The sequence below is a fragment of the Pseudomonas frigoris genome, assembly GCF_047758635.1.
Lineage (GTDB): Bacteria > Pseudomonadota > Gammaproteobacteria > Pseudomonadales > Pseudomonadaceae > Aquipseudomonas > Aquipseudomonas frigoris.
Window position 1 is genome coordinate 1,429,349 of the sequence record NZ_CP180479.1, and the last position, 24,143, is coordinate 1,453,491.

Sequence of the window (24,143 nt, forward strand, 5' to 3'; positions counted from 1 at the left end):
TGAAAAACCCTGTAGGAAGCTTTTTATACTGCACGCCCCGCTGATCTTGCAGGTGTTGTCCTACAAGACGGGTTTGCCCACGAAGCAGGCCCGGTTTCAGAAAAGCATTGGCTTACCGGTCAGCGCTTCGACACTCGGTGGTCATATCCAATAACAAGACGAGGTTGTACCCCTATGCCAGGCAATCACCTGCCCAATGGCGAGACCGCTCAAGGCGGCCCGCTCAAACGCGAACTCGGCGAACGGCATATTCGCTTGATGGCGCTCGGCGCCTGTATCGGCGTCGGTTTGTTCCTCGGTTCGGCCAAGGCCATCGAGATGGCTGGCCCGGCAATCATGCTTTCCTACATCATCGGCGGTCTGGCGATCCTGGTGATCATGCGCGCCCTCGGCGAAATGGCGGTGCACAACCCGGTCGCCGGCTCCTTCAGTCGGTATGCTCAAGACTACCTCGGCCCATTGGCGGGCTTCCTGACCGGTTGGAACTACTGGTTCCTGTGGCTGGTGACCTGCGTTGCGGAAATCACCGCGGTGGCGGTGTACATGGGCGTCTGGTTCCCCGATGTGCCGCGCTGGATCTGGGCACTCGCTGCGTTGATCAGCATGGGCTCGATCAACCTGATCGCGGTGAAAGCCTTCGGTGAGTTCGAGTTCTGGTTCGCCCTGATCAAGATCGTGACCATCGTTGCGATGGTCGTCGGCGGCATCGGCGTGATCGCGTTCGGCTTCGGTAACGACGGCGTGGCGCTGGGGATTTCCAATCTCTGGGCGCATGGCGGCTTCATGCCCAACGGCGTGCAAGGCGTGTTGATGTCCCTGCAAATGGTGATGTTCGCCTACCTCGGTGTCGAGATGATCGGCCTGACCGCCGGTGAAGCGAAGAACCCGCAGAAGACCATTCCCAATGCGATCGGCTCGGTGTTCTGGCGGATTCTGCTGTTCTACGTCGGCGCGCTGTTCGTGATCCTGTCGATCTACCCGTGGAACGAAATCGGCACTCAGGGCAGCCCGTTCGTGATGACCTTCGAGCGCCTGGGCATCAAGACCGCCGCCGGCATCATCAACTTCGTGGTGATCACCGCGGCACTGTCGTCCTGCAACGGCGGCATCTTCAGCACCGGGCGCATGTTGTACAGCCTGGCGCAGAATGGCCAGGCCCCGGCCGGCTTCGCCAAGACCTCGAACAACGGTGTGCCGCGTCGCGCCTTGCTGCTGTCGATTGGTGCCTTGTTGCTGGGCGTGCTGCTCAACTACCTGGTGCCTGAGAAAGTGTTCGTCTGGGTGACGGCGATTGCCACCTTCGGCGCGATCTGGACCTGGGTGATGATCCTGCTGGCCCAGCTCAAGTTCCGCAAAGGCCTGAGCGCCAGCGAACGTGCCGGCCTGAAATACAAGATGTGGTTGTACCCGGTCAGCTCGTACCTGGCGCTGGCGTTTTTGGTGCTGGTGGTCGGCCTGATGGCGTACTTCCCGGACACTCGCGTGGCGCTCTATGTGGGCCCGGCGTTCCTGGTCCTGCTGACGGTGTTGTTCTACGTGTTCAAGCTGCAACCGACCAATGTGTCGCAGGGTGCGGTGCGTTCGGCTTCGTAAGACGTAACGCCTGAAATGAAAAAGCCCCGGTCGTGATGATCGGGGCTTTTGGGTTTGGAGGATCAAAAGATCGCAGCCTCGTTTCACTCGACAGCTCCTACACGGAAATGTGTTTGCCGATCGTCCGTGTACGTTCGTCAATTGCAATTCCTGTAGGAGCTGTCGAGTGAAACGAGGCTGCGATCTTTTGATCTTAAGCGGCCGCCACCGACATTTGCCGATTCAACCGCTTGTTGAAATCCAGCCACGCCCCCAGCAACGCCATCACCCCGGCACCCACCAATGCGGTGAAAACCTGCATGGCAAACGCATCATCGGTCAGGGCGTTGAGCATGTCCGCCAAGGGCGCCAACAGCACGCCGAGGCAGAAAACTTCCAGTGAGTAGCGCCCCATGCGACAGCATTGCTGCGCCAGCCAGTTTTGCGTCCAGCCGTTGCCGGGCAAGAGCCTGGCGGTGACATAGGCCAGCGCCAGGAAGTGCAGCAGACGGACCGGCGACAGATCGGTCTTGCTGATCGGGTACAGCAGATTGCTCAGGATGGCCGGCATCACGGCATCGTGTATTTCCGGCCAGCGCCAGGAGACAGTAATCACGCCGGTCACCACCACGTACACCGCCGCGCTGACAAACAAGGGCTGGCGCAACAGCGGGCGAGCGTCGGGCAACCGTGGCCGCTGCCCGTGAATTGCCGCAAAGCCGCCGAGGATAAACAGCAGTTGCCAGGTGACGGGGTTGAAGTACCACACACCGTCCTTGATGGCCGCAAGGTTCCAGCCAAACCGCGGTGCCAGCAGGTACACCGCCAATGACACCGCTACGACCGCCCACGGCTTGCGCACCAGCAACGGCAGGACCAGTGGCAATCCCGCCAGCAGCACGATGTACAGCGGCAGCGGGTCCATCAGGTTCGGCTTGAAGCGCAGCAGTAATTCATCCGTCAACGCTTGCTGGGGGTTGGTGATGAAGTGATGCAGGCCCATTTCCTCCACCAGATCGCGGGTTTCCACATGACTGTTGGCGAAGAACACGATGCCCATCAGCATGGCCAGCAGGAAAATATGCACCACGTAGAGCACCCAGGCGCGCCGCAGAATCTTCACGCAGGCGATCAGGTAACCATCGCGTGCAAGGATTTTGCCGTAGGCCAGAACGGCCGCGTAGCCGGCGAGAAATACGAATATTTCTGCGGCATCGCTGAAACCGACATTGCGCAGGGTGATTTGGCCAAGGGGGTTGTGAGGCACGTGATCCCAAAAAATGAAGATCAGTGCCAGGCCGCGAAAAAAGTCGATTCGGTGATCGCGCTCAAACGTCATGACGGCGGGCTCGTGAACGGGTGTTGAGATAAGGAGTAGCCGAAGGCGCCAAAGGTTGCGCGCCGCACATCGGCGGCGCGCAGGGTGGCGTGATTCGCAGGCAATTGCAAAACCGGGGTATTACGGAATGTCTCCTGGCGTTGAGGCAAGCCCTGACCGCTGGTCTGAAAGGCCGTCAGACCTGTGATTTCTGACAGTAGACAGGTTCAAAGTTTTATGACGTGAAACAGGAGAGTCACCATGAGGCTCTTGTGGAAAGGATTTTCCAGCTACACGGTGGTCGGGGTCGCCAACACGCTGATCCACTGGCAAATTTTTTTCCTGCTAAGCGTGGGGGCTGGCTTCAGTCAGGCTGTCAGTAACCTGGCTGCCTTCTGCGTTGCCGCCTCGTTTTCCTTCTACATGAACGCCCTGTATACCTTCGATACCAAGGCGTCGGTCGGCGGCTATCTTCTATTCTTGGGAACCATGGGGGCGCTGAGTCTGGGCGTCGGCCATGCAGGCGACGTGTGGAGACTTCACGGCCTGCTGACGGTGGCCCTGTTTTCGGCATTGAGCCTGGTGCTTGGCTTTCTGTTTTCAAAGTACGTGGTCTTTCGCGAGCGTAACGCATGAAAGTCTCGTTGATCGTTCCGGTATTCAATGAAGAACAGGCGATCAGCCTGTTTTATCAGGCAGTGCGTCGCGAGTTGAGGCTTGACCAGGCTGAGGTCGAAATCGTGTTCATCAACGATGGCAGTTCCGACCGGACGGCTGAAGAGGTCAAGGCCCTGGCGCAGGCCGATGAACAGGTATTGCTGATCAACTTCTCGCGCAATTTCGGCAAGGAGCCGGCATTGTTCGCCGGCCTGGAGTATGCCTCCGGCGATGCGGTGATTCCCATGGATGTCGATTTGCAGGACCCGATCAGCGTCATCCCGCGGCTGATTGGCGAATGGCAAAAAGGCGCGGATGTGGTGCTCGCCAAACGCCGGGATCGCACCGCCGACAGTTACCTGAAACGCCACAGCGCGTCGCTGTTCTACCGTGTGCTGAACCGTATCGCTTACACCCGCATCGAAGAAAACGTCGGGGACTTCCGGCTGATGGACCGTAAGGTGGTCAACGTGATTCGCGCGCTTCCCGAGCATCAGTTGTTCATGAAGGGCGTGCTGTCATGGGCCGGGTTCACCACCGTGGTAGTGGAATACGAGCGAGCCGAGCGAGTGGCGGGCACCAGCAAGTTCAATGGCTGGAAGCTCTGGAACCTGGCGCTGGAAGGCGTGACCTCGTTCAGTACGGTGCCGTTGCGCTTGTGGACTTACGTCGGCGGCGGCATTTCGATTTTCGCAGTGCTCTACGCCGTTTACATGGTGCTGGACAAGATTTTCTTCGGCAACAGCGTCCCCGGTTACCCGTCGTTGATGACTGCGATCCTGTTTCTCGGCGGCGTACAGCTGATCGGCATCGGCATCCTCGGTGAGTACGTCGGCCGCATCTACATCGAAGCCAAACACCGGCCGCGCTATATCGTCAAAGACGTCGTCGGCGGCAAAGACCGGCTCGGGTTTTAGCATGGGCAGGTTCAGCGACTTTTTCAGCAAGGAACTCGGGCGTCGGCAGGTCTGGCTGTTTTTTCTGTTGGCAACCTTTGTGTATGTCGTGCCGCTCATCCTCGCGGACTACCCGTATATCGATGACAACTGGCGATCCCTATCGGCCGGTACGGCCTGGGCGGGGCAGGGGCGGTTATTCACCGAGCTGTTCTACAACCTGCTCACCTTCAGCAATGCCGCGCCAAACATCTTTCCGTTGCCGCTGTTGATCGCCACGCTGGCCATGGCCGCGGCGTTGACGAGCTTGACGTTTCATTACTACCCGCAACCGACGATTGCTTGCTGCCTGGTGCTGTTGCCGCTCTGGTACAACCCGTTCTTTCTGCAAAACCTGTCCTATCAATACGACGGCCCCGCCATGGCGTTGAGCCTGGTGGCGGTCATCTACGCCATCACGTTTCATCACCCTTCGCGCATTCTGCAGTGGCTGGTGCCTTCCTTCCTGGTTGCCTTGGCGATAGGGCTGTATCAAGTGACCTTCAATGTGTTTATCGGGTTGTGTTGCCTGGAAGTGCTCAGGGGCGCCAATGACAAACTGGCCTGGCCGAAGTGGTGCGAGTTGATCGGCTGGAAAATCGCTCAGGCCTTTCTGGGCTGCCTGATTTACGCCGTCAGTGCTTATCCGTTCACGCAACAGAATCGCACCCTGCTGCTGAACTGGACCGCGGAGCCGTTGCTGCAATTGCACGTCAACATCGCCAGGGTGCTGGAAAAAGTCGTGCTGCTGTTTCACGGCGGATTTGCCTGGGTGTTCGCCGCACTGTTGCTGTGTGCCTTTGCCGGCGTGGTTCGCCTGGGGCTCAACGTCGTGGCGCGTCAGGACAGCACAGCGAACAAAATGCTGATCGGCCTGATCTGTGTGCTGGCACTACCGGTGGTGACCTTACTGGTGTCGGGTATGGCGCTGTTTTTCCGGGACTTCAATGAAGGGGCCAGGACACTGATGGGCTTCGCGGTCCTGTTGGTGCTGTTGTTCTATTTGAGCCATCTGGCGCTGGCACGAATCCACGAGCGGCTGCCGCTGTTGTTGATGGTTCCATTGCTGGCCATGCTGTCGCTGTCGTACGCCTATGGGCGCGTGCTGACCGTGCAGAAAACCTTCGCGTCCAGTGCGCTATTGAGTCTTGAGCACGACATCGCGTCGAATCGACAGCTGCGCGAGGCCAAGCGCATTTACATGTCAGTGACCTATTCCGATCACTGGCTGCTGGGGGCGGCAGGCTCGTTCAAGCAGATGCCGGTGTTGCACTATTTGCTGAACATCGACTTTTTCATGCTGGCCGAGAACCTGCCAAAAGTGGGCATCACCAACGTGGTGGCAGAGCAGGAGCGACTTAACGCGACCCGGGTGGGTTATCAGGGTTATCCACCGGTGCTGGAGACCCTGTACTACCGGATTTATCTGCTGGGCGATTACGGTTTTATTGTCATGAAAGAGCCAGCCCCGATTAAGGCGCTTCACTGGTGAAGCGCGATGACAGGGGCCGTCGGGTTCAGGCCGCTACGACTTCATTTGGCTCAAAACTGTCCGCCCGCGCCATCTTCCACATCCGCGAGTAAAACTCGCCGCTCACTTCTCCGGTCAGTAACTCCCCCGGTTTCAAGAACACATGCAACTGCGAGAACAACTTGATCTCGGTCGCCGACATGCGCCGTACCAAATGCTTGGCCGACAATTGCGAAGGATGTTCCAACCCGGCAGCGGCGAGCATTTCGGCCAGGGCCTTGAGCGTGTTGCGGTGGAAGTTGAAGACGCGCTGGGCCTTGTCCGGAACCACCAGTGCGCGTTGGCGCAGGGTGTCCTGGGTGGCGACACCGGTCGGGCATTTGTTGGTGTGGCAGCTTTGCGACTGGATGCAACCGATAGCGAACATGAAGCCGCGTGCCGAGTTGGCCCAGTCGGCGCCGATGGCCAGGACGCTGGCAATGTCGAAGGCGCTGACGATCTTGCCGCTGGCGCCGAGTTTGATTTTGTCCCGCAGGTTCAGGCCCACCAGTGTGTTGTGGACGAACAGCAAACCTTCGCGCATTGGCACGCCGATGTGATCGGTGAATTCCACGGGCGCGGCGCCGGTGCCGCCTTCCTTGCCATCCACCACGATGAAGTCGGGGAGGATGCCGGTTTCCAGCATGGCCTTGGCGATGCCCATGAATTCCCATGGGTGGCCCAGGCAAAACTTGAAGCCCACCGGTTTGCCACCGGACAGTTCACGCAGTTGAGCGATGAAGTGCATCAGTTCGATCGGCGTGGAAAACGCACTGTGCCGCGACGGCGAAATGCAATCTTCGCCCATCAGAATGCCGCGGGTTTCGGCGATTTCCTTGGTGACTTTGTGCTTGGGCAGGATCCCGCCATGACCGGGCTTGGCGCCTTGGCTCATCTTGATTTCGATCATTCGCACTTGGGGTGTCTGCGCTTGGGCGGCGAAGCGTTCCGGGTCGAAGCGCCCGTCAGCGGTGCGGCAGCCGAAGTAACCGCTGCCGAGTTCCCAGGTCAGGTCGCCGCCGTTTTCCCGGTGATAGGCGCTGATGCTGCCTTCACCTGTGTCATGGGCGAAGTTGCCGAGTTTCGCCCCCTGGTTCAACGCGCGAATGGCGTTGGCGCTGAGGGAGCCGAAACTCATGGCCGAGATATTGAACACCGACGCCGAGTACGGCTGCGTGCATTGCGGGCCGCCGACGATGACCCGGAAACTGCTCGGGTCGCTCAACGGCGCCGGGCGCATGGAGTGGCCGATGAATTCGAAACCTGACTGATACACATCGATCAACGTGCCGAAGGGTTTGTCGGCGCTTTCGTTTTTGGCGCGCGAATAGACCAGCGAACGCTGCGCCCGGGAGAAGGGCAGGGCATCACTGTCGGATTCGAGCAGGTACTGGCGGATTTCCGGGCGAATACCCTCCACCAGATAACGGATGTTGCCGAGGATCGGGTAATTACGGCGCACTGCGTGAGGGCTTTGCAGCAGATCGAACAGGCCCACGAGGCTGAGAATGCCGGTGACGACGGTGATCGGCCAGAGCCAGTCGTGCTCCAGGAAGGGCAGGCTGGCGAGGGTAAACATCACACAGACGGCAAAGAAGGCGTAGCGGCTCAGGAGTGACAGGCTCATACGGTTTCCTTGGGTTCGGACTCGGTTTTAAAAGATCGCAGCCTGCGGCAGCTCCTACAGAATTGTGCACGGTCGGGCTTTTGTAGGAGCTGCCGAAGGTTCGGGCCGCGTTCGGACGATCTTTTCATGCAGTCAGGCATTTTGTGCCTGGAGAAAAATCGAAAACAGCTCGGACTGGGATTTGATCCCCAGTTTGCTGTACATGTGTTTCTTATGGACTTTCACGGTTTCGACAGAGATTTCCAGCTTACGGGCGATTTCTTTACTGGAGCAACCGCTGAGCATCAAGCGCCCGACATCCAGCTCCCGGGCGGTCAATTGCGCGCCTTTGAGTTGCTGCACCGACGCTTCCAGCTGCACGCGCCAGTCGACTTGCGGCGGTGCGGGTGCGAGGGCCACGACTTCGTTGATTTCGTAGGGCAGGCGCTGGCGCAACAGGCCGAGCACCCAGGGCTGGATCAGCGACAGCAAGGCGATCTGCTGGCCGCTGAAACGCTGCTTGCTGCCCAGTGACAGGCACAGCGTGCGGTCGCCTTCGAGTTGGCAATTGAACTGGATTTCATCGGCCACCACATTCAGACGAAAGTAGCGCTGGTAATACTCGGTCAGCTCGAAATGCTCCGGCGCCACTTCCGACAGGCGATAGAGCCCGGTGCGCGACTGCTCGCGACAGGCGATGTAGAACGGATCGAGCAGGTACAAGCCGCGCAGATAGTCCTGGAACAACTGATCAGGACTGCCGTCCGCGCCCGGGCATTCGGCGAACACTTGCGGGTGCTGATCGGCGCTGAAAAGCAGCGCCACCCAGCTGTCGAAGGTCACGTACTGGTCGAGCAGGCGCACCAGCTGCGTCCAGAAGTTGGGCTTGTCCAGGGCGTCGATCAGTTGCCCGACCGAGCGGTGCCACGCGATGTCGTCTAACGAGAGTGTCATGCCTCTACCCCTATCGGGTTACCCCAGCGGCGTGATTTCCCGGCCGGTGGCTTGCTGCGCATACTGGCGCACAGACACCGACCGGGCAATCTTTCTGCCAGCCTGATCAAGAACAAGGAATACCCATGAAAGTCGAACTCGCCCAGTTGGCGGGCCGTGACAACGACACGGCTTACAACCTCGAACGCGCTCTGGAAGCGATGGCTGCCTGTGCTGCCGATACGCAGCTGATCGTGTTTCCCGAAACCCACTTGATGGGCTTTCCATCCCTTGAAGCGCTGGCCGAAACCGCCGAACCGCTGGACGGCCCTACCGTCAGCGCCATTCAAGCGGCCGCCCGTGAACACAATATCGCCGTGGTGATCGGCATGGCCGAGAACGACAACGGCCGCTTCTACAACACCACGTTGCTGATCACCCCCGAAGGTATCGCGCTGAAATATCGCAAGACGCACCTCTGGGCATCGGATCGCGGGGTGTTCGAGGCCGGAGACCGTTACGCCACGTGTGAGTGGAACGGTGTACGCGTTGGCCTGTTGATTTGCTACGACATCGAATTCCCGGAAACCGCCCGGGCACTGGCGCAATTGGGGGCCGAACTGTTGATCGTCACCAACGGCAACATGGACCCGTACGGCCCGACTCACCGCACCGCGATCATGGCCCGCGCCCAGGAAAACCAGGCGTTTGCGCTGATGGTCAACCGGGTGGAAGAGGGCGATGGCGGGTTGGTGTTTGCGGGCGGCAGTGCGCTGGTGGATCCGCTGGGGACTTTGTTATTCGAGGCCGGGCGCGAGGAAGGACAGTTTGCGGTTGAGCTGGACCTGAATCAGCTGATGGCGGCGCGGCAGGATTATCGGTATCTGGATGATCAGCGGCTGCGATTGCCGGGGGAGATTGTTGAGCATGGTTGTGGATTGCGGGAGCTGATGATTCCTCAGAGCTGATCCGGATCCTGTGTTGTCAGGGCGGGCCCCTTCGCGAGCAAGCCAGCTCTCACAGGGGATCTTCAGCGGACACAGCATTTGTAAACGACACATAACACCTGTGGGAGCGGGCTTGCTCGCGAAGAGGCCCGTCCGGTCGACACACCTGTTTAATAGTTCACCCAATTACAACAACGAAACACCCGAAATTTAGCGCCGAACTCGGCTCTGCCATAAATCTAATAAATTCGGAGTAGTCGCTCATGGCTCGTTTGCAACGCACCCTGTCATTGGGTTCGGTGGTGCTGTTCGGCATTGCCTACATGACGCCGATCATCGTGCTCGGCACCTTTGGCATCCTCGCTCAATCAACCGCCGGCATGGTCCCGGCTGCTTATCTGGCGGCGCTGGTGGCGATGTTTTTCACCGCCATGAGTTACGGCCGAATGGCCTCGGCGTTTCCCGTCGCTGGCTCGGCCTATAGCTATGTCCGCAAGGCGATCAGCCCGAAACTCGGTTTCATCGCCGGTTGGGCCGTGCTGCTCGATTACCTGTTCCTGCCGATGGCGATCTGGCTGATCGGCGCGGCCTACCTCAATTCCGCCTTCCCGGCCGTGCCGCAGTGGATCTGGGTGCTGGCGTTCATCGGCATCACCAGTGCGATCAACATTGTCGGTCTGAAACTGGCCAACGGCATCAACGCGTTACTGATGCTGGTGCAGTTCCTGGTGCTGATCGCCTTCGTTGCGCTGTGCGTCCATTACGTCGGTGGTGATGCGAGCACGCCGTTGTGGTCGGTCAAACCGTTCTTCAACGGTGACATGCAGATGCCGCTGATCATGAGCGGTGCAGCCATCGCCTGCTACTCATTCCTGGGGTTCGACGCGGTCAGCACCCTGACCGAAGAAACCCGCGACCCGCGCCGCACCATCCCGCGAGCGATCATGCTGATCACCCTGATCGGCGGGCTGATCTTTGTCGGTGTGTCGTACTTCGTGCAGATCGCGCACCCGTCGTTCCAGTTCGACAGCGTCGACTCGGCGGCCTATGAAATTGCCCGCAACATCGGTGGTGACCTGTTCGTGTCGATCTTCCTGATCGGCCTGATCGTCGGCCAGTTCGCGTCGGGTCTGTCGGCGCAGGCCAGCGGTTCGCGGCTGTTGTTCGCCATGGGCCGTGACGGCGTGCTGCCAAAATCGTTCTTCGGCACCTTGCATGAACGCTTTGGCACGCCGGTCAACAGCATCCTGCTGTGCGCCGTGGTCGCGTTGCTGGCACTGAAACTGGACGTCACTACCTCGACCTCGTTCATCAACTTCGGCGCGTTCCTTGCGTTCAGTCTGGTGAACCTGTCGGTGATCTTTCACTACTGGATTGGCGGTGAGAACAAAGGGCTGCGTGAATTCGTGTTGTTCTTGTTGTGCCCGTTCATCGGCCTGGCGGCGGATTTGTGGTTGATGGTCAGCCTCGATCACTTGGCGATCTATCTGGGCTTGAGCTGGCTGGCGATTGGCGTGGTGTACCTGGCGGTGTTGACCGGCGGCTTCCGTCGCCAGCCACCGGAGATGGATTTCCAGGAAGCCACATAATTGCCTGGCTGCTAAAGAACCTGTGGGAGCGAGCTTGCTCCGGGCGGCGTTCCGACGATAGGGGCGTGTCAGTCGCTATGCATGTTGACTGACACACCGCCATCGCGAGCAAGCTCGCTCCCACATTTGATTGGCGTTCAGCTTGCCAGCTTTGATTGGTGAATTGGCAACTGGACCCGAAATGTGCTTCCCACGCCAACTTCACTGCGCACCGTAATATCCCCCCGATGTTTTTTCACGATGCCATAGGACAGGGACAACCCCAGCCCTGTCCCCTGGCCCACCGGTTTGGTGGTGAAGAACGGGTCGAAGATTTTTTGCAGGCAGTCCGGCGCAATGCCGGCGCCGGTGTCTGCGACCTCGATCCACACCGTTTCCGCTTCAAGCCCGGTGCGCAAGGTGATGGTGCCGCGCTCCGGGCCGATGGCCTGAGAGGCGTTGACGATCAGGTTCATGATCACCTGATTGATTTGCGAAGGCAGGCATTCGATGTCGGGCAGGACCTGATACTCCTTGAGCACATCGGCCTTGTACTTGAGTTCGTTGGCGACGATGTTCAAGGTCGATTCGATGCCCTGTTGCAGATTGGCCCACTGCCATTCCTGATTGGAGTCCACCCGGGAGAAGTCCTTCAGGTCCTTGACGATCTGCCCGACCCGGTTGATGCCGTCCTTGGATTCCTTGATCAGCAGCGGAATGTCCTCGCGCAGGAACTCCAGCTCGACCCGTTCGCGCAGTTGGTGCAAACGCTCGACGAGCTCGCTGGAGCCGATCGCCTCTTCCGCATCCCGATAGGCGTCGAGCATTTCCTGCAGTTGTTTGAAGTAGCCATCCAGGGTGCCGAGGTTGGAGGAAATGAAGCCGATGGGGTTGTTGATTTCATGAGCGACGCCGGCCGCCAATTGGCCCAGAGAGGCGAGTTTTTCCGATTGCACCAATTGGGTTTCAAGCTGTTTGCGCTCGTCGATTTCCCGCTGCAACTCAACGCTGGCCTCTGTGAACTGTCGGGTTCGGCGTTCGACCATTTGCCCTAAATGGTCCATCTGCACGCTGGCCCGTTCGGTCATGTCCCATTTAGTCAACAGGGTGTTGGCCATCTGCTGGACTTCAATATTGTCGAACGGTTTTTTCAGAATCAGCAGCCGATCATGTGCCTGCAATCGATCGAGCAGTTCATCCCAGGAATAGTCGGAATAGGCGGTGCACACCACCACTTGCAGGCGCGGGTCGGCTTGCCACAAATGTTCGATGGTCTGCGCGCCGTCCCAGCCCTCGGGCATGCGCATGTCGACGAAGGCCAGGGCGTAGGGGCGGTTTTCCTGCAAGGCTTCGTTCAGTTTGCCCAGGCCTTCCTGGCCGCCATAGGCCGAGTCCAGCTCGAACAGCGCACTGGTTGATTTCACTTCGTTGCCAAACAGCGCGGCCTCCATCTCGTCCAGTTCGACGGTCTGTTCGGGCATGGGCGTGAGAATCTTGCGGAAATCCACGTGAATGGACGGCGTGTCATCGATCAGCAGAATGCGTCGGTTCGAAAGCTCGCTCATGCTTCCTCCTTGACGGTTTTCAGCGGGATCTGCAACGTGAACAGCGCGCCCTTGCCCGGTCCGTCGCTCTGGGCGGTGAGATGGCCATTCATTTCGATGGCGGCCAGGGCGCAGCTGTGCAGGCCGAAGCCATGCCCTTCCTTGCGGGTGGTAAACCCGTGGGCAAAGATGCGCGTCATGTTTTCCTCGGCGATGCCTTCGCCGTCGTCCTTGACGCTGACTTGCAGGATCTTGTCTTCGACGATTTTGACCCCCAGGGTCATTTGCCGCTGGCGGTTGCTGAGGTCGGACATAGCGTATTTGGCATTGCTGATCAGGTTGATCAGGATCAGCAACAACCGGTGTTTATCACCCATGACCTGCGGCACGTCGCTGTACTCCTTGACCACCGTGACGTGGTGTCGGGTCAGGGCGCCGGAGTTCATGCGCAGGGCGTCTTCCAGCAATTCGCTGATGTGCAGCGGTTCCATCAGGCTGTTGGCGCCCGCGTAGGACTGCTGGGTGGCGACGATGTCCTTGATGTGGTCCACGCTTTTGGTCAGTTGGGCCAGCTCTTCGGTCATGCTTTGTTGTTCCAGGGCTATCGCGTCCACCAGTTGATTCAGGTAACCCGGTAGCAACTTGCCTTTCGCGTCCTCGGTCAGAAAGGTGCCGAGGTCACCTTGATGGTCGTTGATCAGCTGCATGGCCTTACCCAGGCCCTGCGCTTTGCTGCCGCGCAGTTTGCGGCTCACCAGGTCGGCCGAAATGTTCACGCTGTTGAGCACGTTGCCGACGTTGTGCAGCACATTGGTGGCGATCTCGGCCATGCCGGCCTGACGCGCGGTGTCGAGCAGTTCGCTCTGGGTATCCTTGAGTTCGCGGGTGCGCTCTTCAACCCGCAGCTCCAGGTCCTCATTGGCGGTTTGCAGGGCTTTGTTGACGCGATTGATCACGGTGAAACTGCGCATCAGGTGAATCGCCAGGTACACCAGCAACAACACCAGCAGCACCGAAAATAACAGCATGTAGAAGTGATAACGCTGGTCGACCGCGTCGGTCCGCTGCTGGTCGGTGTTCAGCAGGTTGGTCATGTCGTCCAGGCGTTCGGCCACGGGAACGGCTTCGATGTTTTCCAGTAACCGATTGACCACCGGCTGCTCACGCAGGATCAGTGAAATGTGGTTGCTCAGAATATCGATCGGACTGTAGAACTGTTCAGGTAGACGCTGTTTGTTCACCCCCAGTTTGTTCAGCCCGAGCAGGATGTCGGCGGCCTTGTCATCGGAGGTGACCTGAGCGAACTCCAGGCTACTGAGCAGTAAGTCATACGTGTCGGTGGCAATGTTCTGAAGTTGCAGTTGGTCCTCATCCACCAACCGGGACAGCTGTTCCTGAATGTCGTCCTCGGCGGTGGGCAGGAACGCCAGCGAGTTGCGAAGCACGGCGTTGTGAGACTTGAACTGCTCCACCAAGCGGGTCTTTTCCTGCATGGCGGTCAGGTACGCATCATGGCTGGCGCGCCAGACGGGCGAGTCGTTGCGGCCATGGCTCGACTCCATCGTGTCGAACCGCTCCCACAGGTTCGTTATCTCGGTCAGCGGTGTGACCAACGGATCGTAGTTGTGACTGATGGCGACCCTGGCCTTGAGGATCTCGGTTTCCCATTGTGCGTTCAGCTGCTTGATCCGGCCGATCAAGTCCCGGGATTCGGTGTAGGTCGTCGTCTGGTTCGAGCTGGATTTGAGGTACAGGAACAGCAGCACCGAAGCCAGCATCAGGGCCACGACACTAAGCAACGCCAGGTTGCGGCGGTTAGTGGTTTTCATAAGGGCTTGCCTCCCCATTCACCGGTCAGGGTCTTGAGGAATTTGATGATCAGCGTCTTGTCGTCGGCAGAGGGAATACGACCGAGCTGGAACTTGAACATCACATCCACCGCCTCTTCAAGAGTCTTGGCCGAGCCGTCGTGAAAGTACGGAGCGGTCACGGCGACGTTGCGCAGGCTCGGGACCTTGAACACGTTGCGGTCCTCTTCGTCCTTGGTGACCAGATAGCGGCCCAGGTCGGCTTCGGTGGGGTTGCCCCGAGTCTTGAAGTAGTCGCCCATGACCCCGAACTTCTGGAACATGTTGCCGCCGATGTTGACGCCCTGATGGCAGGCGATGCAGCCGTAGTCCTTGAAGCGTTGGTAACCGTATTTCTCGTCGAGGGTGAGAATGTCGGTATCGCCTTGCAGGTATTGGTCGAAACGCGAGTTGGCGCTGATCAGCGTGCGCTCATAGGTGGCCAGGGCATTCTGCACATTGTTCATGGTCACGCCGTCCGGGTAGGCGTTGGCGAATGAGGCCTGATATGCCGCATCGGCGGTCAGCGTCTGCACCACATGCTCCCAGTTACTGCCCATTTCACTGGGGCTTTGCACCACGCCGTGGATCTGGGTTTCCAGGGTGTCGGCGCGGCCGTTCCAGAATTGCCGGAAGTTCAGGCTGGCGTTGAACACGCTGGGGGTGTTGATCGTCAACGGAAGGCCGGCGAAACCGATGGAAAACGCCTTGTTGTCGGCGCCGCCGTTTTCCAGTCGATGGCAACTGGCGCAGGACAGTGAGCTGTCGACCGACAAGCGCGGTTCATTGAACAACTGACGACCGAGTTCGACCCGCAGGGGATTCTGTTGGGGCACCGGCGGCAGTGGTTTGAGCGCTTCATCCAGTGGCGCGGCACTGGCGCTCAGGCAGAGCCCGAACAACGGCGCCAATAGCAGACGGTGAAAGGAAGGCGGCATCTGATAATTCCTTGGCGTAGGGCCTGTGTGTCGTTGCGCATCGTTCACGTGGCTGCGGATGAAAAGGGCTTCACTGACCCCAGATACCGGACGAAGGCGTCCGGCTCCACGGCTTTGCTGAAGTAGTAACCCTGGCCTTCCTCACATTGATGGGCCTTGAGGAAATCCAGTTGTTCGAGGGTTTCCACCCCTTCGGCAATGATGGTCAGCTTGAGGCTCCGGCCCAGGCTGATGATGGCGCTGACGAGGGCGGCGTCGTTGCTGTCGCTGCTTAAGCCGCGAATGAACGACTGGTCGATTTTCAGCACGTCGATGGGAAAACGCCGCAAGTAGCTCAGGCTGGAATAACCGGTACCGAAGTCATCGATGGCCAGTCGCACGCCCATGACTTTAAGCCGGGTCAGGGCGGTCACCGTGGTTTCGACGTTCTGCATCAACACGCCCTCGGTGATTTCCAGCTCCAGCAAGGCCGGTTCCAGGCCTGTTTTTTTGAGTGTCTGTTCGATGCCGTCGACAAAGTCCCGCTGACGGAAATCGATGGCCGACATATTCACCGACATATAGATCTTCGGCAGCCCCGCGGCCTGCCAGGCGCAGGCTTGTCGGCACGCCTCGGCCAGCACCCATTTGCTCAACGGTACGATCAAACCGCTGTCTTCGGCCACACTGATGAAGTCCGAGGGGTAGACCAGGCCGTGCCCCGGTTTTTGCCAGCGGATCAGCGCCTCGGCACCGACCACTTGGCCGCTGCCCAGGTCCAGTTTGGGTTGGTAATGCAGGACAAATTCGTTGCGCTCCAGCGCCAGGCGAATGCCGCTCTCGATGCTTTGCTGATCCCGGGCGCGCTGATTCATGTCGTCAATAAAAAAGCTGTAATCGTTCGGGCCGCTTTCCTTGACGTTGCGCATCGCGGTTTCGGCTTTCTTGATTAGCGAGATGGCATCGAAGCCGTCGTCCGGGTAAATGCTGATGCCCAGGCTGGCGGTCACGCTCAGGTCGTGGCCGGCAATGTGCTGGGGCGCGCGGATGGCGTTCAAGAGTTTTTCGGCGATGCCCTTGGTCTGCTGGGGATGGCGGACGTCGGCGAGGATCACCACGAATTCATCGGAACCGTAGCGGAACACCGAGTCGGACTCGCGCACCGTCGCCACCAGATTGTGCCCGACCTGTTTAAGCATTTCGTCACCGGCCGGATGACCCAGGGCATTGTTGATGCGCTTGAAGCGATCGAGGCCCAGAAACATCACGGCCAGTTGTTTGTCATGGCGCCGGGACAGGGCCAGTGACTGGTTCAACCGGTCACCGAGCAACGTGCTGTTGGGCAGCTCGGTCAGTACGTCGTACTGCAACAAGTGCGACACCTTGAGCAATTCGTGGACCCGCGCCTCGATGGTTTGCTCCAGGCTCAGGACCTTCATCGCCGCGTCCTGCGCCATCTGCCATTTCCAGGTCAGGGCACTGGCCATCTGGCGGATTTCCAGGCTGTCGAAGGGCTTTTTCAGCACAAGCAACTGGTCGCCGAACTCCAGCCGTTCGGCCATGTCTTCCCAGGTGTAGTCGGAATAGGCCGTGCACAACGCGATTTGCAGGTGAGGGTCGGCCTTCCACAATTGCTCGATGGTTTCCAGGCCGTTCCAGCCCGGTGGCATACGCATGTCGGTGAACGCCATGGCATAGGGGCGACCTTCGGCCTGTGCGCGCGAGACCAGTTCGAGGGCTTCCTGGCCCTGGTAGGCCGAGTCGAGCTGGAACGTCAGCCGATCAAGCTGCACGGTGCCGAACAGGGCTTCTTCTGCACCGGCGAGGGTCTGTTCACCTCCGGGCTCTTCACCTTCGATCTCCGGGCCAAGGATCTTGCGAAAATCCTCATGAATCGAGGGCGTGTCGTCGATGATCAGGATGCGCCGGTTGGTCCGCACGAAAGGCGATTTCATCCTTTGTCCTCCGTGAAGCGTGGCGGGTTGTCCAGGATCGGCGTGATGTCGTGGTTCGGGGGCACGATGCTGCCGGCTTTCAGCAGCTCGGCGGCCTGCTGGCTGCTGACCGCTTTACTGAAGAAATAACCTTGGGCGTTCATCGGTGAGCCGGTGGCCATCAGCGAGCTGCGCTGCTCCTGGGTTTCGACGCCCTCGGCAATGATGCCGATCCCGACTTCACGGGCGAAGTTGATGATGGCGCGCAAGGTGTTGGCGCTGGCCGGATCGCGGGCGGCGGTGTCGATGAAGGCCTGAGCGAGTTTCAGGTGATTGACCTGGTAGGTCTTGAGGTAGTCGAACGAGGAGTACTCGGTGCCGAAGTCGTCGATGGCGATCTTCACGCCCAGTTCACGCAGGCGCGGCAGCACATCGTTGTGGGTCCATTTGGTCTGGGCCAGCGTCGCTTCCGTGACGTCGAAGCGCAGGTCCCAGGGGCAGAGTTCCCAGCGTGCGGTGGTGCGCAGCACGTCATAGATCAGTTCGGGACCACTTTTGAGTTGGGCCAGGGACAGCTTGATCGCAATCACCGGCGGCGCCATGCCTTCATCGCGCCATTGGCGCATTTGCTGGCAGGCGCGATCCAGCACCCAGTGACCGAGCGCGACGATGGTGCCGGTCTTTTCCGCCGCGGGCAGGAACGCCGGGGCTTCCAGTAAACCGCGCTCAGGGTGGTTCCAGCTGACCTGAGCTTCCATGCCGAGGATTTTGCCGCTGCTCAGGTCTACTTCCGGCCAGTAATGCAGTTCGAGTTCCTGGTGTTCGATGGCCGCTCTCAGGTCGCTGGCGATGGTCATGCGTTCGACCACCTCCTGGTTGATCTCCTCGGAGTGGAAGTGGTACTGGTTGCGGCCCTTTTCCTTGGAGCGATACAGCGCCATGTCGGCCTGGGTCAGCAGGCCGTCGGCGCTGGTGCTTTCCGGGGTACAGCTACTGATGCCGATACTCACCGAGACCCGCACATCATTGCCGGCCAGGGAGTAGGGCAGTACCAGCGTGTCGCGGATCTTGGCGGCCAGGGCCGCGGATTGGGTCGGGTCGCCGACATCCAGCTGCAAGATCGCGAACTCATCACCGCCGAGTCGGGCGACCACATCGTTTTCGCGCACGCAGGCCTTGATCCGGCGGGAAACCTCTTGCAGCAACAGGTCGCCTACCGGATGGCCGAGGGTGTCGTTGATGCGTTTGAAGTGATCCAGGTCCAGGTAAAACATGGCGAACGGTGCCGCCCCCCGACGCGCAGAGGCGAATGCCTGGTGCAACCGCTCGATCAGCGTCGCACGGTTGGCCAGCCCGGTCAGCCCGTCGGTGCGGGCCAGCAGGGCGATTTTCTCTTCGGCCAGTTTGCGTTCAGTGATGTCGATGATGATGCCTTCGACTTCCAGCAAACGGCCTTCATCGTCGCGCACCGGGATGTAGCGGTTTTCGACCCAGCGCCAGGCTCCTTCGCCAGTGCGCATCCGGAATTCGATGGAAGCGCCCGCCGCATGACGGTCCAGCACCCGGGCCATGGCGGTGTCGACCTTCGTTTGATCATCGGGATGGATCAGTTCCTGGGACCAGTTGGCCGAGGCGACCAGTTTCGCCGCGACATGACCGTATTTGGTGATGTTGTGCGAGATATACATCAACGGAAACGACGGCTCGCCGCGCAACCGATACAGAATGGTGGGGCTGTTCTGCACGATGATGTTGGCGTCGGACAGCTCTCGGGTGCGTTCTTCGACCGCCTGTTCGAGCAGCGACATCTTCAGCTCTGCGTCTTCGGTCATTTGCCACTTGGCCGTCAATGCGCTGGCCATCTGGCGGATTTCGATGGCATCGAAGGGTTTTTTCAGAATCAGCAGGCGATCGCCCAGTTCCAGGCGTTCGTCGATGTCTTCCCAGGAATAGTCGGAATAAGCGGTGCAAAGCGCCACTTGCAGCTTGGGATCGGCCTGCCACAGCCGTTCGATGGTTTCCAGCCCGTCCCAGCCCGGCGGCATGCGCATGTCGATGAAGGCCATCGCGTAGGGCATGTCATTGGCCAGCGCCGTTTCGACCTTGTCCAGGGCTTCGAGGCCCTGAAACGCCGAGTCGAGCACGAAACTTTGCAGCGATAGCGCCGCGGGGGTGCCGAACAGGGCATTTTCGGCGCTGATCAGGCTGTCGTCATCGATCGATGGCGGACTGAGGATCTTGGCGAAGTCCGCATGAATCGAGGCTGTGTCGTCGACGATAAGAATCCGCCGGTTGGTCCGCGCCAGCAGCGTATTTATCGACATACGCCAGTACCGGCAGCAGTTTGATGCGGTGTTCTCATAGAGGGGCTTCCTTTCCCTGATCACCTGGCCGAACGTACAGATTATGGATCCGAGTCAGCTGAGCATAGTCGTCTGTCCAGCACTTCGCGCAATTCAATGAGCTGAATCATTTCCGTTGGCGGGCTGAAAATCATCTAGCCTGTAGGTCAGGCTCCGGCAATAGGGGATGTTTGCCTCGGGGCCTGCCACAACGATGTGCCCGTTTCACTTGAGGTGACGCCATGGAAGAGCAACTCCCCACGACTTTGAACGATAAACCCAAGGTGCTGCTGGTCGATGACGAGGAGTCAATCCTCAACAGCCTGCGTCGCCTGTTACGCGGCCAGCCCTACGAGTTGCTGCTGGCCACCAGCGGTGCCCAGGCGCTGGAGATCATGGAGCAACACTCCATTGACCTGGTGATGACCGACGCACGCATGCCCAACATGGACGGCGCCACGCTGCTGGCCCGCATCCATCAGCTTTACCCGACGACCACCCGGATTCTGCTCACCGGCTACGCGGACATGCCGACGATTATCAAAGCGATCAACGAAGGGAAGATTCACCGCTACATCAGTAAACCCTGGAACGACGAGGAAATGCTCCTGACCTTGCGCCAGGCCCTGGCTCATCAATACTCCGAGCGCGAACGCCAGCGCCTGGAGCAGTTGACCCGGCTGCAGAACGACCAGTTGAAGTCGCTCAACATCACCCTGGAAAAACACGTCGCCGCCCGCACCGCCGAACTCCAGCAGACCGCCGACATGCTCGACCTGGCCTACGAAGAGCTCAAGCACAGCTATGTCACCGGCACCGAGGTGTTCTCGCTGCTGACCAACCTGCGCTTGCCCCCGGCCAAACAGACCAACCGCCAGATCATCGAACTGGTGCGGGTCTACTGCAAACTTCATGGCCTGGACGAGGGCACCAGTCGCGACCTGACCATGGCCGCGGCGCTCTACAACATCGGCAAGCTGAGCTGGACCGACAGCATGATGACCGCGCCCGCGGACCTGCTGCATCACAGCGATCGGGAGCGCTATCGCGATTATCCAAAGCAGAGCGAATCGCTGTTGATGACGCTCGATCCGATGAAGGACGCCGCCCGTCTGATTCTTCATCATCAGGAGCGCTGGGACGGCAGCGGCTTCCCCGACCGGCTCAAGGGCGAGGCGATTCCGTTCGGTTCGCGGCTGTTGAAACTGGCGGTGGATTTCATCGAGTTGCAGCGCGGGCTGATCCTTGAGCGGCAGATGAACAGCGATGAAGCGCTGGTCTACATCCGCAGCTATGCCGGGCGACTCTACGATCCCGACCTGGTGGAGGATTTCATCCAGGTCTGTGCCGCGTACCTGAGCGATGTCTCGTTGGCCGACCCGTCAGTGAAGGTGCTGAGCACGCGGGAAGTGACAGCGGGCATGATCCTGGCGCGCAACCTCAATGCCGACAACGGCATGCTGCTGCTCAATGCCGGCAAGGTGTTGAATGGGCCGCTGGTGGAGAAGTTGATCGCCTTCGAAGCCATGGAAGGCGCGAAATACAGCATTTTTGTAAAGGTGCCGGAAGACGTTGCGGTTCTCGAGGCCAGTTAGTTTTCCAGACTCTACACACCCCCCTGTGGGAGCGGCGGTGCGGCGATCCGACTTGCTCGCGAAGGCGGCGGGTCAGTCAACATCAATGTTGAATGAAAAACCGCTTTCGCGAGCAAGCCCGCTCCCACAGGGGATCTGCGGATGTCTGCAGAGATTTTTTCGGCGTGACGAGGCGCCGATTCTCATGTGATCCTTGCGCCTTTTCCCAAGGCCGATCCCGATCCATGACCCTTTCATCCGCTGCTTCGCCCCGTCTCATCCGCATCGCCGCCGCCCTCTTGATCGGCCCGGACGGTCGCACGTTGTTGGTCCGCAAGCGCGGCACCGAGGCGTTCATGCAGCCGGGGGGCAAGATCGAAGCCCATGAGCAACCGGTCCACGCGCTGGCCCGTGAACTGGAAGAAGAATTGGGCCTGGTCATCGATCCGGCACACGCCACTTATCTGGGGCAATTCTCGGCACCGGCCGCCAACGAGCCGGGTTTTACCGTCCAGGCCGAACTCTTTCAGCTGACCTTCGATTCAGACGTATCGCCTGCGGCGGAGATCGAAGAGGTGCGCTGGATCGACCCGGCCACCGACGGTAATGTCACGCTGGCGCCATTGACACGGGACCTGATCCTGCCGTTTTATCGTGCCTTGTTAACCGAAACTGCCTGATTATTCCCGGACAAAGGACTGCCCATGATCCCGCTTCAAGACTTGCTGATCTTTGCCGCTGCCGCATTGCTGATGGTGCTGACGCCGGGGCCGAACATGATTTACCTGATCTCCCGTTCGATCTGCCAGGGGCGCAAGGCCGGTGTGACCTCGTTGCTCGGTGTGGTCGCGGGGTTTTTCGTGCACCTGTTCGCGGCGGCTGCTGGTTTGACCGCGGTGTTTCTGGCGGTGCCGATGGCCTACGAAGTGCTGAAGTGGGCTGGCGCGCTGTACCTGATGTGGTTGGCCTGGCAAGCCGTCAAACCGGGTGCGCGTTCACCGTTCGAAGCGCAGCAGTTGCCGCCGGACTCGTCGCGCAAACTGATCACCATGGGTTTTCTCACGAGCGCGCTGAACCCGAAGATCGCCGTGTTTTATTTGTCGGTGTTTCCTCAGTTCATCACGCCTGAGCATGGCTCGGTGTTCACTCAAAGCATCACGCTGGGTCTGACTCAGATCAGCGTCAGTTTCAGCGTCAATCTGCTGATCGCGCTGTTCGCTGCGGGCATCGCCTCCTGGTTCGTCAACAACCCGTCCTGGCTGGCGGTGCAGCGCTATTTCATGGGGTTCGTGCTGTCGGCGCTGGCGGTGCGACTGATGCTGGAACAACGACGGATGGCTTGAACATGTGGATTGAACGGCTTGATGCCAGTCATGCCCTGGACTATCGGGCGCTGATGCTCGAAGCCTATGACCTGCATCCCCAGGCGTTTACCTCCAGCGTGCGCGAACGCGCCGTGATGCCATTGAGTTGGTGGGAATCACGCCTGACCAGCAAGCTGGACGTGGTGTTCGGCGCGTTCGAAAACGGTGAGTTGGCGGGCATCGTCGGCCTGGCCTTCGAACCCCGGGAAAAGGCCCGGCACAAGGCGACATTGTTTGGCATGTACGTGTCGGGCAAAGTCCGGCAACGCGGGGTCGGTTATCACCTGGTGCAGGCCGCCCTGGCTGAAGCGCAGGACCATAAAGGTCTGAAGCTGATCCAGCTGACCGTCACCGCCGGCAATGACGCCGCGTTCAACCTGTACCAGCGTTGCGGCTTCATCCAGTTCGGTCTCGAACCTTTGGCTGTACGGGTGGGCGAGGTCTACTTCGACAAAATCCATATGTGGCGAGAGCTCTAAAGATCGCAGCCTCGTTTCACTCGACAGCTCCTACAGGGTTTGGCGAACTCCTGTAGGAGCTGTCGAGTGAAACGAGGCTGCGATCTTTTAATTACCACTATTTTAGTCAGCGAACGGCGCTGACGCCGTCGAGTGTCGAAAACGATGTGTCCTTCGCGGTCAGCAGGAAGTCGCGCATGTACGGCGCATCCAGCATGTCGGCGCGAATCCCGGCGTACAGCGTCGCAAACAAACCTTTCTCACCCAGCCGCTTGGCCTTCACATAACCCCGTGAGCTGTATTCATGCAGCGCCCAATGGGGCATGCCGCACACACCGCGGCCACTGGCCACCAATTGCATCATCATCACCGTCAGTTCCGACGTGCGGACCTGCGCCGGTTCGATATCAGCCGGCTCCAGAAAACGGGTGAAGATGTCCAGCCGATCACGCTCCACCGGGTAGGTGATCAGCGTTTCCGTGAGCAAATCTTCCGGGACGATGTAGGCCTTGCTCGCCAAACGGTGCTGGTTGGCCACCGCGAGCATCGCTTCATAGGTGAACAACGGCACGTAAGTGATCCCGGCCAGTTCCAGCGGGTCAGACGTCACCACCAAATCCAGATCGCCACGGGCCAATGCCGGCAGTGGGGCGAAAGAAAATCCTGAGGCCAGGTCCAGTTCGACTTCCGGCCAGGCATCGCGGAACTGGTCGATGGTCGGCATCAGCCACTGAAAGCAACTGTGACACTCGATCGCCATGTGCAAACGCCCGGCAGTGCCACCGGCCAGGCGCGCGATATCGCGCTCGGCGCCACGCAGCAATGGCAAGGTCGCGTCAGCCAGTTGCAGCAGACGCAAACCGGCGCTGGTGAAGCGAACCGGTTTGGTCTTGCGCACGAACAGCGGCATGCCCATGCGCTCCTCCAGTTCCTTGAACTGGTGGGACAGGGCTGACTGCGTCAGGTGCAAGCGGTCGGCCGCATCGACCAGGCTATCGGCTTCGCGCAAGGCGTGCAGGGTCTTCAGGTGACGGATTTCAAGCACCGGGGGCTCCATGAGGAAAACTTGTGATCAACACGAAAAGGTTGAGTTTGTCTCATGTTGGGTTGGCTGTCG

General features: G+C 59.6%; 19 protein-coding genes and 1 pseudogene. 10 read left to right on the forward strand and 10 right to left on the reverse strand.

Annotation, left to right across the window (positions count from 1 at the left end; translation table 11 throughout):
* Positions 1–174: 174 nt before the first annotated feature.
* Complete coding sequence (locus ACMXYH_RS06420) at positions 175–1,593, forward strand: amino acid permease (protein WP_129438101.1); 1,419 nt, start codon at positions 175–177, stop codon at positions 1,591–1,593.
* A gap of 193 nt (positions 1,594–1,786) precedes the next feature.
* On the opposite strand, the gene ACMXYH_RS06425 is transcribed toward ACMXYH_RS06420, so the two are convergent.
* Positions 1,787–2,911, reverse strand: a complete 1,125-nt coding sequence (locus ACMXYH_RS06425; protein ID WP_415766629.1) for an OpgC family protein — start codon at positions 2,909–2,911, stop codon at positions 1,787–1,789.
* A gap of 240 nt (positions 2,912–3,151) precedes the next feature.
* Here ACMXYH_RS06425 and ACMXYH_RS06430 point away from each other — a divergent pair, with 240 nt between their 5' ends.
* The 3 genes from ACMXYH_RS06430 to ACMXYH_RS06440 are packed head-to-tail and all read left to right on the forward strand — an operon-like array spanning position 3,152 to position 5,974.
* A complete protein-coding gene (locus tag ACMXYH_RS06430) occupies positions 3,152–3,526 on the forward strand; it encodes a GtrA family protein (RefSeq protein ID WP_415766630.1) in 375 nt (124 codons plus the stop codon).
* Positions 3,523–4,464 carry a glycosyltransferase family 2 protein gene (locus tag ACMXYH_RS06435; RefSeq protein WP_415766631.1) on the forward strand — a complete coding sequence of 314 codons (942 nt, stop codon included), beginning with the start codon at positions 3,523–3,525 and terminating at the stop codon, positions 4,462–4,464. Before ACMXYH_RS06430 ends, ACMXYH_RS06435 begins: the two co-directional genes overlap by 4 nt.
* Position 4,465: 1 nt before the next feature.
* Positions 4,466–5,974: a glucosyltransferase domain-containing protein gene (locus ACMXYH_RS06440; RefSeq protein WP_415766632.1), complete on the forward strand. Its 1,509-nt coding sequence runs from the start codon at positions 4,466–4,468 to the stop codon at positions 5,972–5,974.
* 25 nt (positions 5,975–5,999) lie between these two features.
* On the opposite strand, the gene ACMXYH_RS06445 is transcribed toward ACMXYH_RS06440, so the two are convergent.
* The gene (locus ACMXYH_RS06445; protein WP_415766633.1) at positions 6,000–7,619 is read right to left on the reverse strand and encodes an FMN-binding glutamate synthase family protein; all 1,620 of its coding nucleotides are present in this window, start codon (positions 7,617–7,619) and stop codon (positions 6,000–6,002) included.
* 132 nt (positions 7,620–7,751) lie between these two features.
* Complete coding sequence (locus tag ACMXYH_RS06450) at positions 7,752–8,552, reverse strand: helix-turn-helix transcriptional regulator (RefSeq protein WP_008147857.1); 801 nt, start codon at positions 8,550–8,552, stop codon at positions 7,752–7,754.
* Between the two features lie 125 nt (positions 8,553–8,677).
* Between ACMXYH_RS06450 and ACMXYH_RS06455 the strand changes: the two genes are divergently transcribed.
* The gene (locus ACMXYH_RS06455; RefSeq protein WP_415766634.1) at positions 8,678–9,499 is read left to right on the forward strand and encodes a carbon-nitrogen hydrolase family protein; all 822 of its coding nucleotides are present in this window, start codon (positions 8,678–8,680) and stop codon (positions 9,497–9,499) included.
* Between the two features lie 242 nt (positions 9,500–9,741).
* Complete coding sequence (locus ACMXYH_RS06460) at positions 9,742–11,067, forward strand: APC family permease (RefSeq protein WP_129438081.1); 1,326 nt, start codon at positions 9,742–9,744, stop codon at positions 11,065–11,067.
* 137 nt (positions 11,068–11,204) lie between these two features.
* On the opposite strand, the gene ACMXYH_RS06465 is transcribed toward ACMXYH_RS06460, so the two are convergent.
* The 6 genes and pseudogenes from ACMXYH_RS06465 to ACMXYH_RS06490 all read right to left on the reverse strand — a co-directional run bounded on the left by ACMXYH_RS06465 (position 11,205) and on the right by ACMXYH_RS06490 (position 19,612).
* A complete protein-coding gene (locus tag ACMXYH_RS06465; protein WP_415767660.1) occupies positions 11,205–11,873 on the reverse strand; it encodes an ATP-binding protein in 669 nt (222 codons plus the stop codon).
* 57 nt (positions 11,874–11,930) lie between these two features.
* Positions 11,931–12,017: pseudogene (locus ACMXYH_RS06470) on the reverse strand (hypothetical protein); the annotation flags it as partial.
* A gap of 590 nt (positions 12,018–12,607) precedes the next feature.
* A complete protein-coding gene (locus ACMXYH_RS06475; RefSeq protein ID WP_415766635.1) occupies positions 12,608–14,419 on the reverse strand; it encodes a DAHL domain-containing protein in 1,812 nt (603 codons plus the stop codon).
* Entirely contained in the window at positions 14,416–15,375 is a 960-nt protein-coding gene (locus ACMXYH_RS06480; RefSeq protein WP_134417383.1) for a cytochrome-c peroxidase, read from the reverse strand. Before ACMXYH_RS06480 ends, ACMXYH_RS06475 begins: the two co-directional genes overlap by 4 nt.
* 44 nt (positions 15,376–15,419) lie before the next feature.
* Positions 15,420–17,309, reverse strand: a complete 1,890-nt coding sequence (locus ACMXYH_RS06485; RefSeq protein ID WP_415766636.1) for a putative bifunctional diguanylate cyclase/phosphodiesterase — start codon at positions 17,307–17,309, stop codon at positions 15,420–15,422.
* The gene (locus ACMXYH_RS06490; RefSeq protein ID WP_415766637.1) at positions 17,306–19,612 is read right to left on the reverse strand and encodes a putative bifunctional diguanylate cyclase/phosphodiesterase; all 2,307 of its coding nucleotides are present in this window, start codon (positions 19,610–19,612) and stop codon (positions 17,306–17,308) included. Before ACMXYH_RS06490 ends, ACMXYH_RS06485 begins: the two co-directional genes overlap by 4 nt.
* 260 nt (positions 19,613–19,872) lie before the next feature.
* On the opposite strand from ACMXYH_RS06490, the gene ACMXYH_RS06495 reads away from it, so the two are divergent.
* The 4 genes from ACMXYH_RS06495 to ACMXYH_RS06510 all read left to right on the forward strand — a co-directional run bounded on the left by ACMXYH_RS06495 (position 19,873) and on the right by ACMXYH_RS06510 (position 23,047).
* Positions 19,873–21,225 carry an HD domain-containing phosphohydrolase gene (locus ACMXYH_RS06495; protein WP_415766638.1) on the forward strand — a complete coding sequence of 451 codons (1,353 nt, stop codon included), beginning with the start codon at positions 19,873–19,875 and terminating at the stop codon, positions 21,223–21,225.
* A gap of 224 nt (positions 21,226–21,449) precedes the next feature.
* Entirely contained in the window at positions 21,450–21,884 is a 435-nt protein-coding gene (locus ACMXYH_RS06500) for an NUDIX hydrolase (RefSeq protein WP_129438068.1), read from the forward strand.
* A 24-nt stretch (positions 21,885–21,908) separates the two neighbouring features.
* A complete protein-coding gene (locus tag ACMXYH_RS06505; RefSeq protein ID WP_033057445.1) occupies positions 21,909–22,547 on the forward strand; it encodes a LysE family translocator in 639 nt (212 codons plus the stop codon).
* 2 nt (positions 22,548–22,549) lie between these two features.
* Positions 22,550–23,047 (forward strand): GNAT family N-acetyltransferase, encoded by a 498-nt coding sequence (locus ACMXYH_RS06510; RefSeq protein ID WP_129438064.1) that lies wholly within the window; start codon positions 22,550–22,552, stop codon positions 23,045–23,047.
* A 106-nt stretch (positions 23,048–23,153) separates the two neighbouring features.
* Here ACMXYH_RS06510 and metR read toward each other — a convergent pair whose 3' ends face one another.
* Entirely contained in the window at positions 23,154–24,071 is a 918-nt protein-coding gene (metR, locus tag ACMXYH_RS06515; protein ID WP_008155262.1) for a transcriptional regulator MetR, read from the reverse strand.
* Between the last annotated feature and the right edge of the window lie 72 nt (positions 24,072–24,143).

Coding starts and splice junctions, on each gene's coding strand:
- ACMXYH_RS06475 (WP_415766635.1), bottom strand. CDS start 14,419: ATGAAAACCACTAACCGCCGCAACCTGGCGTTGCTTAGTGTCGTGGCC.
- ACMXYH_RS06445 (WP_415766633.1), bottom strand. CDS start 7,619: ATGAGCCTGTCACTCCTGAGCCGCTACGCCTTCTTTGCCGTCTGTGTG.
- ACMXYH_RS06505 (WP_033057445.1), top strand. CDS start 21,909: ATGATCCCGCTTCAAGACTTGCTGATCTTTGCCGCTGCCGCATTGCTG.
- ACMXYH_RS06425 (WP_415766629.1), bottom strand. CDS start 2,911: ATGACGTTTGAGCGCGATCACCGAATCGACTTTTTTCGCGGCCTGGCA.
- ACMXYH_RS06485 (WP_415766636.1), bottom strand. CDS start 17,309: ATGAAATCGCCTTTCGTGCGGACCAACCGGCGCATCCTGATCATCGAC.
- ACMXYH_RS06490 (WP_415766637.1), bottom strand. CDS start 19,612: ATGTCGATAAATACGCTGCTGGCGCGGACCAACCGGCGGATTCTTATC.
- ACMXYH_RS06495 (WP_415766638.1), top strand. CDS start 19,873: ATGGAAGAGCAACTCCCCACGACTTTGAACGATAAACCCAAGGTGCTG.
- ACMXYH_RS06500 (WP_129438068.1), top strand. CDS start 21,450: ATGACCCTTTCATCCGCTGCTTCGCCCCGTCTCATCCGCATCGCCGCC.
- ACMXYH_RS06455 (WP_415766634.1), top strand. CDS start 8,678: ATGAAAGTCGAACTCGCCCAGTTGGCGGGCCGTGACAACGACACGGCT.
- ACMXYH_RS06435 (WP_415766631.1), top strand. CDS start 3,523: ATGAAAGTCTCGTTGATCGTTCCGGTATTCAATGAAGAACAGGCGATC.
- ACMXYH_RS06465 (WP_415767660.1), bottom strand. CDS start 11,873: ATGCTCGACGCCTATCGGGATGCGGAAGAGGCGATCGGCTCCAGCGAG.
- ACMXYH_RS06450 (WP_008147857.1), bottom strand. CDS start 8,552: ATGACACTCTCGTTAGACGACATCGCGTGGCACCGCTCGGTCGGGCAA.
- ACMXYH_RS06430 (WP_415766630.1), top strand. CDS start 3,152: ATGAGGCTCTTGTGGAAAGGATTTTCCAGCTACACGGTGGTCGGGGTC.
- ACMXYH_RS06420 (WP_129438101.1), top strand. CDS start 175: ATGCCAGGCAATCACCTGCCCAATGGCGAGACCGCTCAAGGCGGCCCG.
- ACMXYH_RS06510 (WP_129438064.1), top strand. CDS start 22,550: ATGTGGATTGAACGGCTTGATGCCAGTCATGCCCTGGACTATCGGGCG.
- ACMXYH_RS06460 (WP_129438081.1), top strand. CDS start 9,742: ATGGCTCGTTTGCAACGCACCCTGTCATTGGGTTCGGTGGTGCTGTTC.
- ACMXYH_RS06440 (WP_415766632.1), top strand. CDS start 4,466: ATGGGCAGGTTCAGCGACTTTTTCAGCAAGGAACTCGGGCGTCGGCAG.
- ACMXYH_RS06480 (WP_134417383.1), bottom strand. CDS start 15,375: ATGCCGCCTTCCTTTCACCGTCTGCTATTGGCGCCGTTGTTCGGGCTC.